Consider the following 16,904-nt stretch of genomic DNA (forward strand, 5'->3'; position numbering starts at 1 on the left):
CCGGGCTACCGGCCTACTGGTCGGCGTGTTCCCAGAACGCCGGCAGGAACACTTCGGCGACCAGCACGCCGAGGCCGTCGCGCCAGAAGCACGAGCGGCGTCCCCACAGGCGTTCCTCGCGCACGCTTTCCGGTAGCCAGGCCTGCGGATAGCGACAGACCTGCAACTCGCCGCGGGCGAAGGCGCGGTCACTGAACAGCAGCTCGCCGAGGGAGCGGCTGCCCAGCTTGCCGAGATCGAAGCCCGAGCCTTCCAGGGCACTGCGCGCGGCCACGCTGCGGGCGAACACCCAGGGCTGTTCGGCGCCGCGCAGGAACACTTCGCGCACCCAGCCCTGGCTGCCGCTAGGCACCTGCAGGGCGGCGCATTCGTCGTTGCGCAGCACCTGCCAGCCCTGCTGCAGCGGCAGTACACTGAATTGCTGCTGGCTGAGCTGGCTGAGGCGCCGGGTCAGCGAGCCCTGGTCGAACAGCCAGTCGCGCTGCAGCGGCGCTGGCGCGGGGTGCAACTGGGCGTTATTGAGCCAGCGAGGCGGGTGGGCAAGCGAGGCTGGGGGCACGGCAACGGCTTCGGCAAGGACGGAAGGCCGCGAGCTTAGCATGAGCCCGCCACGGCGTAGACCGTCGGTGGGGGCTTGCGCCACGGCGCGCGGGCCAGTACAAAGCCTGCTGTTTTTTTGATCAGGTGCTCTGCCCGCAGAGGCCGGCCCTGAAGCCGAGCGATGAGGTGTGTTAATGAAGAAGTGGCAATGTGTGGTCTGTGGCCTGGTCTATGACGAGAGCCTGGGCTGGCCGGATGATGACATCGCCCCCGGTACGCGCTGGGAAGATGTGCCCGCCGACTGGTTGTGCCCGGACTGCGGCGTGGGCAAGGCCGACTTCGAGATGATCGAAATCGGCTGATCGATCGCGCTCATGCAGCGATGAAACGGCGGCCTTCGGGCCGCCGTTTGCGTTTGTGCAGAGCGCGCTGTGGCGGTACGCGCGTACCGGATCGACGGAACGAAACTGGGAATTTGTCGGCCTTTTGGCGTAAATGCCTGCCGTTCTGTCAAAAACGCCTTGCTATTGGTAGCCTAAAACGCAGGCCAGTACTGGCGCGGTGCCGGATGGCGTGCCATTCTCCCTCGGTCTGCCGCAGCGCAGAGCTGTTGCGGCGCCTTGGGCGCTGTTCCGGACGGACAGCACGGACACAAAAACAACAAACCGTCAAAGAGGCATCTATGCGTAAACCCGAACTCGCCGCGGCTATCGCCGAAAAGGCTGACCTGACCAAAGACCAGGCCAATCGTGTACTCAACGCCGTTCTCGAAGAGATCACCGGCGCGCTGAACCGCAAGGACAGCGTGACTCTGGTTGGCTTCGGCACCTTCCTGCAGCGCCATCGTGGCGCGCGTACCGGGAAAAACCCGCAAACCGGCCAGCCGGTGAAAATCAAGGCCAGCAACACCGTGGCTTTCAAGCCGGGCAAGTCGCTGAAAGACGCCGTCAACTAAGCTCCCCCGCAGCCGGGGTCGCCAGGCCCCGGATTGCTTTGCCCCCTCCTGCAGTGCGGGATGTAGTCCGCCACGCAAATCGCTACAATGCGCCGCCGATTCCACCCCATTCGAGGCTGCGCCATGAAATTCCGCTTTCTTCTCTGGATGCTGGGCCGTCTGATGGCCAAGGCCAGCCGCACCAATCCTGAATTCCAGCAGCAGCTGGCCGGCAAAGAGCTGGTGTTCCAGCTGCATACCCTGGACGGCAAGGTTTCCCGTCAGTTCATCATCAAGAACCAGCGCGTCAGCAGCCGCGCCGGCAAGGCCGCTGAGCCGGCATTCGCCATCGGCTTCAAGGATGCCGCCTTCGGCTTCGCCACCATGCAGGCGAAGAACAAGCAGCTGGCCTTCATGCAGGGTATCCAGAACAAGGACATCCAGATTCAGGGCAATCCGGCACTGGTGATCTGGTTCCAGGGCCTGTTCAAGTACATCATGCCGAAGAAGAAAAAGACCGACGTCAAGAAAGCCGCCTGAGTCCGGGCGGTTCTCGACGACTGATTACGGAAGTTGTGGCCATGCGACTGCTGACCCTGTTTGTCCTCCTGTTGAGCCTGGGCCTGCCTGTGCAAGCCGCTCCGCTCGATCCGACCCTCAAGCGCGCGCTCGAGCTGGCCGGGGTGCAGCTGCTCTGCGAGCAGACCCCTGCACTGCTGCAGCGCGGTATGTCGGCGGCGCAGCAGAAGCAGCTGGGCAAGGCCTTTGCCGCCGAGCCGCTGTGCGCCGATCTGGCCAAGCGGGTGGCCGCCGAGCTGCCCAAGGCGCAGTTTAGCGAGGCCGTGGCGCTGCTCGACAGCCCGCTGGCCAAGCATTTCACCGAGGCTGAGCGGGCCGTGGGCGCCGATGGCGGCCTGCCGGCCTATCGCACGCAACTGGCGCAGCGCCCGCCGCGTGGCGAGCGTCTGCAGCTGGTGCAGCGCCTGGACAAGGCCGCCCACACCAGCGAGATGGCCACCCTGTTGCGCTATGAAGTGGGCAAGACCCAGGCCCTGCTGGCCCTGCGCGCCCGCGGCGAGAATCTCGATGAGAAGACCCTGAGCGAGCAGACCGCGGCGCAAATCGCGCCGATTCGTGCTTCCAGCACTAGCGGTGTAGAGGCGTTCATGCTCTACGCCTATCGCCAGTCGCCCAGCGTGCAGCTGGCCGAATATGCGGCGCTGTACGAGCAGCCGGCGGTGCGCGCGGTGCTGGAAGCCAGCGCTCGCCAACTGCCCAAGGTGTTTGCCGCACGGCGGGCACAGCTCAAGTAGGCTGGCAAATCCCGCTACGAAAAAGCGCTGTGCCGGTTATGTGTTGTTGGTGCGTTTGTGTTGGTGCGCCGTGCGGACCGCCCTTGGTGCTCTGCATAAGTGGCGATCTGGATCTAATGAGGACATAGCCAACGAAAAAGGGGCCATCAGGCCCCTTTTTCGTGGTTGGGCAACTCAGTGCGGGTGGTTGAACTGGGCGGCCAGTTCGCGCAGCGCCACCTCGGCCTGCAGCACCTTGTTCAGCGCATCCTCGGCCTTGTCGCGGCTGATGCCCAGGCGTTCGAACAGCGCTTGCGGAATCTCGCTCTGCGGGCCGCTGCCGATGCCGCGGTTACGCAGCAGGCTGACGGCCAGGCAGACCAGGTTCGGGTAGGCGCTGTGGGCGCCGTCGTAGTCCGGATCGTGCTGGAAGCGCAGGGCGGTAGCCAGTTCTTCCGGCATGTCCCAGAAGCGCATCAGCCAGGCGCCAATCTGCTCGCGACTGATGCCCAGCAGGTGCTGCTCGATGTAGCCGGCCGGCAGGTGCGGGTTGACCTCCAGATGTCGGCAGATCAGCGAGAAGTGCGGCGGGAATACGTGCGCCAGGACCAGGTAGCCGAAGTTGTGCAGCAGCCCGGCGAGGTAGGTCAGGCCCGCTTCCGGGCGCTGCGCACGCGGCATGGCGCGGGTCAGGCCTTCGATCACCGCGGCGCTGTAGATCGCCTGTTGCCAATAGGGGGTGGTCTGCTGCGGATGATCCTTGGGCAGGGACAGGGTCTTGCCCAGGGCCAGGCCGAGGGCCAGGTTGATCACCAGGTCGAAACCCAGCACGCGGACGATGGCGTCTTCCACCGAGCGGATCTTGCCGGGTGCGGCGTAGTAGGGCGAGGCGGCCCAGCTGACCACCTGGGCGGCCAGCGCCGGGTCGGTCTCGACCACGCCGGTGATGTCGTCCACCGTGGCGTCCGGGTCGACGCGCAGCTTGATGATCTTCTGCGCGGTTTCCGGCAGCGGCGGGATCTCGATGGTTTCTTCCAGGCGTTGCTGGATGCGGCGGGCGGTGAAGGCCTGCACGGCCTGGGTGATTTCTGCGCGGTCGTCGTCGGGGCGATCGAGGTTGAGCTGGATACGGGCCACCGGTTCGCCGAAGCGGGCGGCGCTGGCCTTGGCCAGGAGAATGTTCTTGTAGGCGTCGCTGGCGATCTCCAGCAGCACCCCAGGGGTCCCGGACTCGATCAGCAGGCTGTCGACGCGCAGCAGGCGCTCGTCATACAGGCACGGCGAGCTGGTCAGGGGCGGCAGGCCGGGCAGCAGGCCGAGGCTGTGCTTGGCCAGCATGCGTTCCAGGCGTTCGGGCTTGACTGCGGCCAGTTTGCGCCCGGTCAGCTCGGCCAGGCGATTGAGGTCGAGCAGTTGATCCTGGGGGAACAGCACCAGCAGGGCGCCGACGGCGTCGTAGAGCAGTGCCGCTTGCACCCGGCGTTCGGCTGGCAGGGCGGGGTGTTCGTGGCGCACCGTGCAGGTCACGCCGAGCTTTTCCAGAAGCTGAAGAATCACCGCCGGCGGGCGCGGCGCAGAGTCGGGGGCGAGAGCAACTTCGGTCATGGTCTACATCCGGCTAGGGAACTACTGGCAAGGAGTATAACCAGCCACCCGTGGGCACGTAGGCGCCGCCTGACAGGTGACCAGTGGCGCTTTGTCGACTGGCTCACACTTGGCCATATTGCTGGCCATGCCGCAACCAGCGTTCGAGCAGTGGGCTGACGTGCTGCGGCCAGTGCTGCAGCAGGCTCTGCGCGGCGTCGCGCACGGCCGGCAGCAGGTCGGCGTCACGCATCAGGTCGGCCACCTTGAACTGCAACAGGCCGGTCTGGCGGGTGCCGAGCATCTCACCCGGCCCTCTGAGTTCCAGATCCTTTTCGGCGATGACGAAACCGTCGCAGGTCTCGCGCATGATCGCCAGGCGCTCGCGGCCCATCTGCGACAGCGGTGCGTGATAGAGCAGCACGCAATGGCTGGCCGCGCTGCCGCGGCCGACCCGGCCGCGCAGCTGGTGCAGCTGGGCCAGGCCGAGGCGCTCGGGGTTCTCGATGATCATCAGGCTGGCGTTAGGTACGTCGACGCCGACCTCGATCACCGTGGTCGCCACCAGTAGCTGCAGGCGACCCTGCTTGAATTCGTCCATCACCGCGGCCTTTTCGGCCGGTTTCATGCGCCCGTGAATCAGGCCGACGCGCAGCTCGCCGAGCGCACTGGACAGCTCCTCGAAGCTGGTCTCGGCGGCTTGGCAGGTGAGTTCCTCGGATTCCTCGATCAGCGTGCACACCCAGTAAGCCTGGCGCCCCTCACGGCAGGCGGCGCGCACCCGCTCGACCACTTCGATGCGGCGGCTGTCGGCGATCACCAGGGTGTTGACCGGGGTGCGGCCGGGCGGCAGCTCGTCGAGGATCGAGGTGTCGAGGTCGGCGTAGGCGCTCATCGCCAGGGTCCGCGGGATCGGCGTGGCGGTCATGATCAGCTGGTGCGGGCACAGGCGCCCGTCGATACCTTTCTGCCGCAGGGCCAGGCGCTGCTGCACGCCGAAGCGGTGCTGCTCGTCGATGATCGCCAGGGCCAGGCGCTGGAAGCGCACTTCGTCCTGGAACAGCGCGTGGGTGCCGACCACCATCGGCGTGCCGGTGGCGATCTGCTCCAGGGCGACGGTGCGCGCCTTGCCCTTGAGCTTGCCGGCCAGCCAGGCGACCTCGATGCCCAGCGGCGCCAGCCAGCGTGAGAAATTGAGGAAGTGCTGCTCGGCAAGAATCTCGGTGGGCGCCATCAGCGCCACCTGGTAGCCGGCCTCCAGCGCCTGCAGGGCGGCCAGGGCGGCGACCACCGTCTTGCCGGCGCCGACGTCGCCCTGCACCAGGCGCAGCATCGGCTCGTCCTGGCTCAGGTCGTAGGCGATCTCCGCGCCGACCCGCTGCTGGGCGCCGGTGGGGGCGAAACCGAGATTCTGTAGGAACAGCTGCGGCAGGCGCTTGGCCAGCGGCAGGCGCGGTGCCTGCTGGGCGCGTACCTGCTCGCGCAGGCGCTGCAGCGATAGCTGATGGGTCAGCAGTTCTTCGAAGGCCAGGCGGTGCTGCGCCCAGTGGCGGCCCTCGGCCAGTTCTTCCAGGTCGGCATCCGGCGGCGGCCGGTGCAGGTAGCGGATCGCCTGGTCCAGCGGGCCGAGGCGGTAGTCGCGGGCCAGTTCGGCAGGTAACCAGTCGGGTAGGCTGTGCGGGCCGAGACGGGCCAGGGCCAGTTGGCTGAGGCTGCGCAGGCGCTGCTGGGTGAGGCCTTCGGTGGTCGGATAGATGGGCGTCAGGGTCTGCTCGACCGGCGCCACTTCATCGGCGCCGAGGGCGCGGTATTCCGGGTGATAGATTTCCAGGCCGGAGGCACCGGGGCGCGCCTCGCCGTAGCAGCGCACATGGGTGCCGCGCTTGAGGCCGTCTTTCTGTGCCTGGCTGAAATGGTAGAAGCGCAGGCTGAGGGTGCCGCTGCCGTCCTGCAGGCGCACCAGCAGGCTACGCCGCTTGCCCATGACGATATCGGCGCCGGCCACTACACCCTCGATCACTGCGTCCTGGCCGGGGCGCAGGGCGCCGATCGGCACCACGCGGGTACGGTCCTGATAACGCAGGGGCAGGTGGAACAGCACGTCCTGCAGGGTTTCCAGGCCGACCTTGGCGAGTTTTTCCGCCAGCGCCGCGCCCACTCCCTTGAGTGCGGTGACCGGGACCTGAGCCAGCTCGCTCATGCCGGCAGCGCTTCACCTTGCGGGCGGGCGGCCACCGAGCACAGGCGGATCGAGTCGGCGAGGATCTCGATCGCCTTCGGTCGCGGGAAGCTGGCGCGCCAGGCGATGGCCACCGTGCGGTAGGGCACTGGCGGGGTCAGCGGGCGCACTTCGATGATGCCGGGGGCGTAGTGGTGGCTGTCCACCGCGGTGAACGGCAGGATCGAGATACCCAGGCCCGAGGCCACCATGTGGCGGATGGTTTCCAGCGAGCTGGACTCGATGGTGGTGTGCTTGTTCTCGTCGGTCTTGCGCGTGGCCGGGCAGGCCTCCAGCACCTGGTCGCGGAAGCAGTGGCCTTCGCCGAGCAGGAGCAGGCTCTTGTCATTCAGCAGGCTGGCGTCGATGTGCTCCTTGGCGGTCCAGGGGTGGCCGGCGGGCATCAGCACGTAGAAGGGTTCGTCGTACAGTGGCTTGGTCAGCACATCGGCTTCGTGGAACGGCAGGGCGATGATGATCGCGTCCAGCTCGCCGGTGCGCAGCTTGTCGCGCAGGATGTGGGTGAAGTTCTCTTCGATATACAGCGGCATGTCCGGGGCGACCCGATGCAGCTGCGGGATCAGGTGCGGGAACAGGTAGGGGCCGATGGTGTAGATGGCGCCGATCTTCAGCGGCGCGGTCAGCTGGTTCTTGCCGGCCTGGGCCAGCTCGCGGATGCCTTGGGCCTGCTCCAGCACCTTCTGCGCCTGGGTGACGATGCCCTCACCGACCGGAGTCAGGCGCACCGCGCTCTTGCTGCGTTCGAAGATCAGCACGCCGAGCTCGTCCTCGAGCTTCTTCACCCCCACCGAGAGGGTCGGCTGGCTGACATGGCACTTCTCAGCGGCCCGGCCGAAGTGCTGTTCCTGGGCCAGGGTGACGATGTAGCGCAGTTCGGTGAGGGTCATAGTCTGAGTCCATTGAGATGCGGCCAAGCATAGCCGCTGTATTCAATGGAACCAACTGCTCACAAGGTCTGCTGATATCCCGGGTGCGCTGTGCGCGCCGGAATGCTCGTTTGCCGTTTGTGGTGCGCACAGTCTGTAGATATTCAGCACAAGCTTTTGTAGGAGCCAGCTTGCTGGCGATCGGCGGACGCTGTCTGCGTATCGCCAGCAAGCTGGCTCCTACAGGATCAGGCCGTGGATGACGCTTTTTTCATCCACCACGGCGCCGCTCGGTGGATCGATGAGGCGCGATCCAACCTGACTAGGCGCTTAGCGGCGATCGAGGGAATAGACGAAGGGCGCGACGATCTCCAGCTGGCCGTTCTGCAGCATTTCCGCGGGTGGCGCCGGCAGTGGCTGGGCGCGGCGGATCATCTCCAGGGTGGCACGATCCAGCGAGGCGCTGCCGGAGCGGCCGGCGAGGGCGTAGGAGAGCACCTTGCCCTTGCCGTCGAGCACGAAGCGCAGGCGCACCGTACCTTCGAAGCCGCGGCGGCGGGCGTCTTCCGGGTAGCGCTTGTAGCGGCTCAGGTGGCTAAGCAGTTTGCTCTGCCAGCTGATCTCGGCCTTGCTGGGTGCGCTCACGGCGGCCTGTTGCGGCGCAGCCGGCTTGGCATCGGCCGCGGCAATCGGTGCCGGTGGGGTTTCCTGCGGCGGGTTGTCCGCGGGCTTGGCCTGCGGTTTGGGCGCAACCGGCTGGGGCGGACGTGGCTTGGGCTTGGGCTTGGGCGGTGCGATGGCCAGCTTGGGCTTAGGCGCTTCGACCAGCTTGGGTTGCGGTTCAGGCTCCTCCGGCTGGATCTCCGGCGGCGGTGGCGGGGCCGGTTTGGGTGCGGCGGCCAGCGGTTCCAGCTCGATCAGCATGGCGGCTGGCGGCAGCTCCAGCGGTATGGCCGCCGGGCGCCAGTACAGGGCCCAGATGAACAGGCCGGCATGCAAGGCGAGCACGATGATCAGGCTGACGCTCCACAGCGGCAGCTTGCGAACGCTGTTACTCATTGGCCGCCGACCGTTTCCAGACCGACCAGGCCGATCTTCAGGTAACCGGCACCGCGCAGGTTATCCATCACGCCCATCAGATCGGCGTAATCCACGCCCTTGTCGCCACGGACGAAGATGGTCTTGTCCTTGTCGGCCTGGGTCAGCTTGTCCAGGGTCGCGCCGAGCACCGCCGGGTCGACCTGCTCGTTGTCGAGGAACAGGCTGTTGTCTTCCTTGATGCTCAGGTAGATCGGCTTGTCCGGGCGTGGCGCCGGTTTGGCGCTGGAGGCCGGCAGGTCGATTTTCACATCGACGGTGGCTAGCGGGGCGGCGACCATGAAGATGATCAGCAGCACCAGCATCACGTCGATAAAGGGGGTGACGTTGATCTCGTGGTTTTCCTGGAGATCGTCGCCACCTTCGTTCAGATGCAGACCCATGGCGTCAGACCGCCTTGACCATGTGCGGTTGCGCGCTGCGCTCGCTGACCTGTGGCAGGTCGAGGTCGCGGCTGACCAGCAGCAGCACCTGGGCCGAGGCATCGGCGACCTGGGCCTTGTAGCTGGCGATGGAGCGGGCGAAGACGTTGTAGATGATCACCGCGGGAATCGCCGCGACCAGGCCCAGGGCGGTAGCCAACAGGGCTTCGGCGATGCCCGGGGCAACCACGGCGAGGTTGGTGGTCTGCGATTTGGCGATGCCGATGAAGCTGTTCATGATGCCCCACACGGTGCCGAACAGGCCGACGAAAGGCGCGGTGGAACCGATGGTGGCGAGCACGCCGGTGCCCTTGCTCATCTCGCGGCCGCAGGCGGCGACCAGGCGTTCGAGGCGGAAGCTGACACGCTCCTTGATGCCGTCCTTCTCCTTGCTGCCGGCGGAGAGCTTCAGCTCCTCGCGGGCGTCGTCGATCAGCAGGGCGCTGAAGCTGTGCTTGGCGCGGGCCTGCTCGGCGGCCTGGATCAGGTTGCGTGCGCCCTTGAGATCGAGCAGCTCGCGCTGCAGGCGACGGCGTGCGGTGACCAGCTCGATGCTCTTGGACACCCATACGGTCCAGGTCAGGATCGAGGCGAGGACCAGGCCGATCATCACGCTTTTCACCACGATATCGGCGTTCTGATACATGCCCCAGGGCGACAGGTCGTGGACCAGGCCTTCTTCTTCGGCGGCGGCCAGTGCCTGGCCAAGCGCGTCCAGCTCCTGCAGGGTGCTGACCAGTTTCTGCGCGTCTTCAGTGGCGATGCCGTTCTCTACCATAAACTGCTGTTGCACCGCGCCGATCTGCTCGGGGGTGGCTTGCTCGCCGAGGGCGGCGATCTTCTCGCGCAGGGCCGTCAGGCGCACATCTTCGGTGGCTGCCGGCAGTTCCGGGGTGGCTGTTGGAGTGCTGCTGACGGCTTGCGCGCTGGCCGCACTGTTTGCTGGTGCCGGCTCCTCGGCAAAAGCGAGGGTTGGCAGCAGGCTGAACAACAGTGCCAGGCACAGGCGCAGGGCATGTGCGACGGTTGGCTGAGCGGAGTGGGCGAATGAGTTCATGCTGGCCGGACCTGAAGAGGGAAAGAGCGTTAACGGCCACCGACGGGCTGGGTGCGGTGGAGAAAAACTGCCGGCATTATTGCAAGTAATTCTTGTTAACAAAAGAGTAATTCGCATTTACATCTCAGGCGCTTGGCCAGCGAGGGCTCTGCCGCTAGGCTGGGCGTCCTCTTCGACGGAGTTGCGCCATGTCTGCCCATCCTTCCTTGCTGATCGCCGGCTGCGGTGATGTCGGTGGCCGTCTGGCCCAACGACTGATTATGGCCGCCTGGACGGTGTATGGCTTGCGGCGTGATGTCACACAATTGCCAGCGGCTGTTCTGCCGGTCGCCGCTGACCTGCAGCTGGCGGCCTGCCCGGCGACCTGGCCGCAGGGCGCCCTGGACTATCTGGTGTATTGCGCCACGCCCAGCCAGCACGACGAGGCGGGCTACCGCGCAGCCTACGTGGAGGGTCTGCGTCATGTGCTGGGCTGGCTGGCCGAGCATGGCCAGCGGCCCAAGCGCCTGCTGTTCGTCTCCAGCAGCGGGGTGTATGGCCAGCAGGACGGCGAGTGGATTGACGAGGAGTCTCCGGCCGAGGCGCAAAGTTACTCGGCGCGGATCATGCGCGAGGCCGAACACCTGGCGCTGGCCAGCGGCCTGCCGGCGACCACGCTGCGCCTGACCGGCATCTACGGGCCGGGGCGCAACTGGCTGCTGAAACAGGCGCGCGAGGGTTATCGGGTGGTTAGCGAGCCGCCGCTGTATGGCAACCGCATCCATGCCGACGATGCGGCCGGGCTGCTGGCCTTCCTGTTACAGGCGGATGCCGGCGGCGTGGCGCTGGCCGACTGCTATATCGGCGTCGACGACGAGCCGGCGCCGCTGCATGAAGTGGTCGGCTGGTTGCGCGCACAGCTGGGCGTCAGTCACTGGTCCGAGCAGAGTACGGTGCGCCGTTCCGGCAGCAAGCGCTGCAGCAATGTGCGAGCGCGGGCGCTGGGCTGGGTACCGCAGTACCCCAGTTATCGTGAAGGCTATGCGGCGTTGCTCAAGGACGAATAAGACGTAGCCCGGATGCAATCCGGGAGGGGGTGCCAGGTTGAGGTCCGCTCCGGATTGCATCCGGGCTACGAGGGTCGGGGGCTCAAGAATCTGTTTAGGATCTTTTGAGCTAGAGCCAGGCAAGGCGCAATTGGGCGAGGGCGCGGAGTTTACGAGCTGTAAATGAGCAGTACTCGCTTTGCTCGCCCTTCGGGCCACGCTAAAGCGCGTTAGTCGCAAGCGACTTTCCGAGCCCAATTGCAACGCAGCATGGCCGACGATCAAGAGATCCTAGGCAGGTTCTCAGTCGCGCTCCAGCAACCAGACCTGCTGCCCCGGCTGATACTCCGGCACTTCATCTACTTGGGCGCGGTTGACGGCTTCGAGGATGCGCAGCTGCTCGCCGTCGCGCTGGAACAGCCATGGGCTGCCCTGCTCGCCGAGTTGCAGCCACAGACTGTCGTGTTCGCCGCTCATCGAGGCGCAGTCGCCAGCCAGGCACAGGGCGTAACGCTCGGCGCCGGGCAGGCCTTCGATGCGGCCATCCGGGTGGAACAGCACCAGGCCGCCTTTGCCGAGACCTTCGCGGATCTTCCAGCTGCCGCCCAGGTAGGCCTGGTACAGCGCCGCCTCGAAGCTGCTGCCCAGCGGTGCGCCGGCCGTGGCGGGCTGCTGCGGTTTGCTGAAGCGCTGCTCCGGGCCATTGCTGTTGGCGACCTGCACCAGTTGCTCATCGTCCAGACTGAGCCGCTCGTGGTAATCACCCTGGTAGTCGACCCGCCAGTGGCCCGGTTCCAGCGCCACCAGTTGGCCTTCGCCCAGCTCGAAGCCGTTGCTGTAGGTAGCCATGCCGCGCTGGCTGTCGACCTGCCATTCCAGGTTCGGCCCATAGGCCAGCAGCGCTTCGCGCAGCGGGCCGCCTTCGCGGGCGGCATCGATCAACGGCTGGTTGATCCAGATACCGTCCGGGCTGGCGGCCTGGCCGGCGCAACCGGTGAGCAGGCTGAAGCAGCAGGTGAGGGCAAGCAGGCGACGCATGGCGGGATTCCTTCGCACGGCGGGATCAGTCGATGACCAGGATTCCGTCCATTTCCACCAGTGCGCCGCGCGGCAGGGCGGCCACGCCGATAGCGGCACGGGCCGGGTAAGGCTGCTGGAAGTAGCGGCCCATGACTTCGTTGACCTTGGCGAAGTGGCTGAGGTCGGTGAGGAAGATGTTCAGCTTGACCACGTCCTGGAACGAGCCGCCGGCCGCTTCGATCACCGCCTTGAGGTTCTCGAACACCTGCACGGTCTGCTCCTCGAAGCCCTGCACCAGCTCCATGGTTTTCGGGTCCAGCGGAATCTGCCCGGACAGGTACACGGTGTTGCCGGCCTTGATCGCCTGGGAGTAGGTGCCGATGGCCGCCGGGGCCTTGTCGCTGCTGATGACGCTCTTGCTCATGGTGAGCTCCTTGTTATTGATCGGGTGGCGCAGCCTGTTGGCCGCGGCAGAAAGGGGTCAGGCGCGCATGCGGGTGATGCGGATCACGCCGGTGAGGGCGCGCAGTTTCTTGATCACGCGAGCCAGGTGTACGCGGTCGTGCACGCTGACTACCAGCTGGATCACGCTGATGCGGCCATCGCGCTCGTCCATGCTGATCTTCTCGATATTGCCGTCGGCGGCATTCACGCTGCTGGCCAGCAGGGCGATCAGGCCACGCTGGTGCTCCAGTTCGACGCGCAGTTCGACGTTGAATTCGCCGGTAACATCCTTGGCCCAGTTGAGCTGGATGCATTTTTCCGGGTTGTGGCGGATCTCGCTGATGTTCTTGCAGCTGTCCAGGTGCACCACCATGCCCTTGCCGGCCGACAGGTAGCCGACGATCGGGTCGCCGGGGATCGGCGTGCAGCACTTGGCGTAGCTCAGCACCAGGCCTTCGGTACCGCGGATGGCCAGCGGGCCTTCGGCGCTCGGCAGCTGGTCGTTGCCTTCGCTGAGAAGGCGGCGGGCCACCACGTAGGCCATGCGGTTGCCCAGGCCGATGTCTTCCAGCAGGTCTTCGATGATTTCCAGGCGATATTCGCCGAGCACCGCCTGCACGCGCTCGGCCGGCACCTTTTCCAGGTGGCTGGCGAAGCTGGTGAGCACCTTGTTCAGCAGGCGCTCGCCGAGGTTGATCGACTCCGAACGGCGCTGCAGCTTGAGGGCATGACGGATGTGCGTACGCGCCTTGCCGGTGACCACGAAGTTGAGCCAGGCCGGATTCGGCCGCGCACCGGGTGCGGTGACGATCTCCACTGTCGAGCCGCTTTCCAGGGCCTGCGACAGTGGCGCCAGACGGCGGTTGATGCGGCAGGCGATGCAGCTGTTGCCGACGTCGGTGTGCACCGCGTAGGCGAAGTCGACCGCGGTGGAGCCTTTCGGCAGCTCCATGATGCGGCCCTTGGGCGTGAACACGTAGACCTCGTCCGGGAACAGGTCGATCTTCACGCTCTCGATAAATTCCAGCGAGTTGCCGGCGCGCTGCTGCAGTTCGAGGATGCCCTTTACCCACTGCCGTGCGCGGGCGTGGCTGCCCTTGGGCTGCTCGTCCTCGCTGGACTTGTACAGCCAGTGGGCGGCGATGCCGTTGTTGGCCAGCTCTTCCATCTCGCGGGTGCGGATCTGGATCTCGATCGGTACGCCGTGCATGCCGAACAGGGTGGTGTGCAGCGACTGGTAGCCGTTGGCCTTGGGAATCGCGATGTAATCCTTGAAGCGCCCGGGCAGGGGCTTGTAAAGGTTGTGCACGGCGCCGAGCACGCGGTAGCAGGTGTCGACCTTGTCGACGATGATGCGGAAGGCGTAGACGTCCATGATCTCGTTGAACGCCCGGCGCTTGCCACGCATCTTCTGGTAGATGCTATAGAGGTGCTTCTCGCGGCCGATCACCACGCCCTGCATGCCTTCGCGTTCGAGGCAGTGGGTGATCGATTCCTCGATCTTGTTGACGATTTCCTTGCGGTTGCCGCGGGCGCGCTTGACTGCGGTGCGGATGCGCTCGGAACGCATCGGGTGCATGGCCTTGAAGCCGAGGTCTTCGAATTCCACGCGCATGCTGTGCATGCCCAGCCGGTTGGCGATAGGCGCGTAGATTTCCAGGGTTTCCTTGGCGATGCGCCGGCGCTTCTCGCCGGACAGCACTTCCAGGGTGCGCATGTTGTGCAAGCGGTCGGCCAGCTTGACCAGGATCACGCGGATGTCGCGGGCCATGGCCATGGCCATCTTCTGGAAGTTCTCGGCCTGGGCTTCGGCCTTGGTTTCGAAGTTCATCTGGGTCAGCTTGCTGACCCCGTCGACCAGTTCGGAAACGGTCTCGCCGAACTGCGAGGTGAGGGCTTCCTTGGCGATGCCGGTGTCCTCGATCACATCATGCAGCATTGCGGCCATCAGGCTCTGATGGTCCATGTGCATGTCGGCGAGGATGCTGGCGACGGCGAGCGGATGGGTGACGTAGGCTTCGCCGCTGCGGCGGCGCTGGCCATCGTGGGCTTGCTCGGCGTAGAAGTAGGCGCGGCGGACCAGGTTGACCTGATCCGGGCCGAGGTAGGTCGAAAGGCGTTCGGCGAGTGAGTCTATGCTCGGCAAGGTAGCACCCCTTGCCGCACGGGCTGACAGCGAGTCGCGCGACTTCGACCCATGCTCTTACAGAGGCTCGTTGGCCTCGTCCTCGAGAGCGGCGAAGAACGGCTCTTCTTCAACCAGGTCGTCTTGAGCGATGACGTCATAGTTGACCAGGCCGGCAGCGATTTCGCGCAGGGCGACTACGGTCGGCTTGTCGTTTTCCCACGCCACTTTCGGCTCTTTGCCGCCGGTGGCCAGCTGACGCGAGCGCTTGGTGGCGAGCATGACCAGCTCGAAGCGGTTATCGACGTTGTCCAGGCAATCTTCAACGGTAACGCGGGCCATGGTGTTCCTCGTAGCAAATGCAGATAAAGAGCTGGGCCCAAATGGGCGAGCGGACTGAATAGTCTAAAAAATCACCAGCATTAAGGGAAGCACTGATTTTCCCGGGTCAGAGGCTGTGAAAAGTCGAAGGCCGTCGCGAGAGCGTCGCGGGGCGTGCGAAACAAGGCGCGCAGCGTGAAAACGAGGGAGTTTGGCGAGCCAAATGACCGAAGTTTTTGCGTGGCGCAACGCAGTTGCAGCCGCCCGGCGGCGGTCGCAGCAGGCAAGCGATTTTTCACAGCCGCTTAAACCAGCAGTTCGCTGAGCAGGCCGGCGTGACGCTGTTGCTGGGCGTGCTGGAGCAGCTGATTGGCGCGGAAGATCGCCTTCAGATCGGTCAGTGCATGGGCGAAATCGTCGTTGATCAGGATGTAGTCGTACTCGACATAGTGGCTCATCTCGCTGACGGCCTCGTGCATGCGCCGCTCGATGATCTCGCCGCTGTCCTGGCCGCGGTTGGTCAGGCGATGGCGCAGGGCTTCCTGGGTCGGCGGCAGGATGAAGATGGACTTGGCCTGCGGCATCAACCGGCGCACCTGCTGGGCGCCCTGCCAGTCGATCTCGAGGATCAGGTCGTAGCCGTCGGCGAGGGTTTGTTCGACCCACTTCTGCGAGGTGCCGTAGAGGTTGTCGAAGACCTGGGCGTGCTCGAGGAAGTCGCTGTGCTCGAGCATGGCAGTGAACTGCTCGCGGCTGACGAAGTGGTAGTTGACCCCATCCACCTCGCCCGGGCGCATGGCGCGGGTGGTGTGCGAGACGGAGACGCGAATCTGCGCCTCGCTGTCGATCAGCGCCTTGACCAGGCTGGTCTTGCCGGCGCCGGATGGCGCGGAAATGATGTAGAGGGTGCCGGTGGTGATGGTCATGGATACATCCTGAAAAGCGGTTATGCCAAGCCTAGGCGACTTATTCGATGTTCTGGACCTGTTCGCGCATCTGCTCGATCAGGACCTTGAGGTTGACGGCGGCCTCGGTGCTGCGCGGGTCGAAGGCCTTGGAGCCGAGGGTGTTGGCCTCGCGGTTGAGCTCCTGCATGAGGAAGTCCAGGCGCCGACCGGCGGCGCCGCCGGCCTTGAGCACGCGGCGCACTTCGCTGACGTGGGTGGCCAGGCGATCCAGCTCTTCGGCCACGTCGCTCTTCTGCGCCAGCAGCACCAGCTCCTGTTCCAGGCGCTGCGGGTCCAGCTCGGCCTGCATCTCGGCAAAGCGCGTTTCGATCTTCTGCCGCTGGTTGGCCAGCATCTGCGGCACCAGCTCGCGCAGGGCGACGACTTCGGCGCTCATGGCGTCCAGGCGCTCGTTGAGCAGTTTGGCCAGCTCGGCGCCTTCACGGCCGCGGCCGTTCTTCAGCTCGGCCAGGGCCTGGTTGAACAGCGCCAGGGCGGCGGCATTCAGCGCTTGCGGGTCGGCCGCATCGGCCACCAGCACGCCGGGCCAGGCCAGCACTTCCAAGGGGTTGAGTGGTGCCGGCTGCTGGATCAGGGCGGCTACTTCCTCGGCGGCGCTGATCAGTTGCTGGGCGCGCTGGCTGTCGACCTGCAGGCTTTTACCGGTATTTTCCTCGGCGAAACGCAAGGTGCATTCCACTTTGCCGCGCGACAGGCCCTGGCGCAGGGCCTCGCGTACCGCGCCTTCGAGGTCGCGGAAGGCATCCGGCAGGCGCAGGTGGGGTTCCAGGTAGCGGTGGTTGACCGAACGCAGTTCCCAGCTCAGGGTGCCGTGGGCGCCGGCCCCTTCGACGCGGGCGAAGGCGGTCATGCTGTGCACCATGGGAATACCTCTCGGATCGGGAACAAGGGCGCGGGATTGTAACGCAGTGCGACCGCCGGCCCAATCGGGCGTGTCGCATGACCGGTGGCCGCCCTATAATGCCGACA

Annotated in this window: 18 protein-coding genes; 5 read left to right on the top strand and 13 right to left on the bottom strand. The window is 65.6% G+C overall.

What is annotated here, in order from left to right; translation table 11 throughout:
* Positions 1-13: 13 nt before the first annotated feature.
* On the bottom strand, positions 14-559 hold the full coding sequence (locus LRS11_RS06125; RefSeq protein ID WP_260495996.1) for a chorismate lyase: 546 nt from the start codon (positions 557-559) through the stop codon (positions 14-16).
* Between the two features lie 175 nt (positions 560-734).
* Between LRS11_RS06125 and LRS11_RS06130 the strand changes: the two genes are divergently transcribed.
* The 4 genes from LRS11_RS06130 to LRS11_RS06145 all read left to right on the top strand — a co-directional run bounded on the left by LRS11_RS06130 (position 735) and on the right by LRS11_RS06145 (position 2,787).
* A complete protein-coding gene (locus LRS11_RS06130) occupies positions 735-902 on the top strand; it encodes a rubredoxin (protein ID WP_173211045.1) in 168 nt (55 codons plus the stop codon).
* Between the two features lie 320 nt (positions 903-1,222).
* Positions 1,223-1,495 (top strand): HU family DNA-binding protein, encoded by a 273-nt coding sequence (locus LRS11_RS06135; protein ID WP_160077751.1) that lies wholly within the window; start codon positions 1,223-1,225, stop codon positions 1,493-1,495.
* Between the two features lie 123 nt (positions 1,496-1,618).
* On the top strand, positions 1,619-2,014 hold the full coding sequence (locus LRS11_RS06140) for an SCP2 sterol-binding domain-containing protein (protein ID WP_182832477.1): 396 nt from the start codon (positions 1,619-1,621) through the stop codon (positions 2,012-2,014).
* 41 nt (positions 2,015-2,055) lie between these two features.
* Positions 2,056-2,787, top strand: a complete 732-nt coding sequence (locus LRS11_RS06145) for a hypothetical protein (protein WP_260495997.1) — start codon at positions 2,056-2,058, stop codon at positions 2,785-2,787.
* A 174-nt stretch (positions 2,788-2,961) separates the two neighbouring features.
* On the opposite strand, the gene LRS11_RS06150 is transcribed toward LRS11_RS06145, so the two are convergent.
* From LRS11_RS06150 to exbB, 6 genes are all read right to left on the bottom strand, one after another.
* The gene (locus LRS11_RS06150; RefSeq protein ID WP_260495998.1) at positions 2,962-4,371 is read right to left on the bottom strand and encodes an aminoacyl-tRNA deacylase and HDOD domain-containing protein; all 1,410 of its coding nucleotides are present in this window, start codon (positions 4,369-4,371) and stop codon (positions 2,962-2,964) included.
* Positions 4,372-4,474: 103 nt separating this feature from the next.
* Complete coding sequence (recG, locus tag LRS11_RS06155; RefSeq protein ID WP_260495999.1) at positions 4,475-6,550, bottom strand: ATP-dependent DNA helicase RecG; 2,076 nt, start codon at positions 6,548-6,550, stop codon at positions 4,475-4,477.
* A complete protein-coding gene (locus LRS11_RS06160) occupies positions 6,547-7,476 on the bottom strand; it encodes a hydrogen peroxide-inducible genes activator (RefSeq protein ID WP_260496000.1) in 930 nt (309 codons plus the stop codon). The genes recG and LRS11_RS06160 overlap by 4 nt, the downstream gene beginning before the upstream one ends.
* Before the next feature lie 309 nt (positions 7,477-7,785).
* Complete coding sequence (locus LRS11_RS06165) at positions 7,786-8,514, bottom strand: energy transducer TonB (RefSeq protein WP_173211057.1); 729 nt, start codon at positions 8,512-8,514, stop codon at positions 7,786-7,788.
* The gene (gene exbD, locus LRS11_RS06170; RefSeq protein ID WP_260496001.1) at positions 8,511-8,936 is read right to left on the bottom strand and encodes a TonB system transport protein ExbD; all 426 of its coding nucleotides are present in this window, start codon (positions 8,934-8,936) and stop codon (positions 8,511-8,513) included. Before exbD ends, LRS11_RS06165 begins: the two co-directional genes overlap by 4 nt.
* A gap of 4 nt (positions 8,937-8,940) precedes the next feature.
* Positions 8,941-10,032, bottom strand: coding sequence for a tonB-system energizer ExbB (exbB, locus tag LRS11_RS06175; protein WP_260496002.1), 1,092 nt, complete (start codon positions 10,030-10,032; stop codon positions 8,941-8,943).
* Positions 10,033-10,220: 188 nt separating this feature from the next.
* On the opposite strand from exbB, the gene LRS11_RS06180 reads away from it, so the two are divergent.
* On the top strand, positions 10,221-11,078 hold the full coding sequence (locus LRS11_RS06180; RefSeq protein WP_260496003.1) for an SDR family oxidoreductase: 858 nt from the start codon (positions 10,221-10,223) through the stop codon (positions 11,076-11,078).
* Between the two features lie 282 nt (positions 11,079-11,360).
* Here the strand turns inward: LRS11_RS06180 and LRS11_RS06185 are convergent, their stop codons facing one another.
* The 6 genes from LRS11_RS06185 to LRS11_RS06210 form a co-directional block, all read right to left on the bottom strand.
* Positions 11,361-12,095: a hypothetical protein gene (locus tag LRS11_RS06185; RefSeq protein ID WP_260496004.1), complete on the bottom strand. Its 735-nt coding sequence runs from the start codon at positions 12,093-12,095 to the stop codon at positions 11,361-11,363.
* A 25-nt stretch (positions 12,096-12,120) separates the two neighbouring features.
* Entirely contained in the window at positions 12,121-12,501 is a 381-nt protein-coding gene (locus LRS11_RS06190) for a RidA family protein (RefSeq protein WP_182832467.1), read from the bottom strand.
* 57 nt (positions 12,502-12,558) lie between these two features.
* A complete protein-coding gene (gene spoT / locus LRS11_RS06195; RefSeq protein ID WP_260496005.1) occupies positions 12,559-14,667 on the bottom strand; it encodes a bifunctional GTP diphosphokinase/guanosine-3',5'-bis pyrophosphate 3'-pyrophosphohydrolase in 2,109 nt (702 codons plus the stop codon).
* Positions 14,668-14,724: 57 nt separating this feature from the next.
* Positions 14,725-14,988, bottom strand: coding sequence for a DNA-directed RNA polymerase subunit omega (gene rpoZ / locus LRS11_RS06200; protein WP_260496006.1), 264 nt, complete (start codon positions 14,986-14,988; stop codon positions 14,725-14,727).
* 284 nt (positions 14,989-15,272) lie between these two features.
* Positions 15,273-15,893, bottom strand: a complete 621-nt coding sequence (gene gmk / locus LRS11_RS06205; RefSeq protein ID WP_260496007.1) for a guanylate kinase — start codon at positions 15,891-15,893, stop codon at positions 15,273-15,275.
* A 40-nt stretch (positions 15,894-15,933) separates the two neighbouring features.
* Positions 15,934-16,797 (bottom strand): YicC/YloC family endoribonuclease, encoded by an 864-nt coding sequence (locus tag LRS11_RS06210; protein ID WP_260496008.1) that lies wholly within the window; start codon positions 16,795-16,797, stop codon positions 15,934-15,936.
* Positions 16,798-16,904 lie beyond the last annotated feature (107 nt).

This window comes from Pseudomonas sp. J452, assembly GCF_024666525.1.
Taxonomy (GTDB): domain Bacteria; phylum Pseudomonadota; class Gammaproteobacteria; order Pseudomonadales; family Pseudomonadaceae; genus Aquipseudomonas.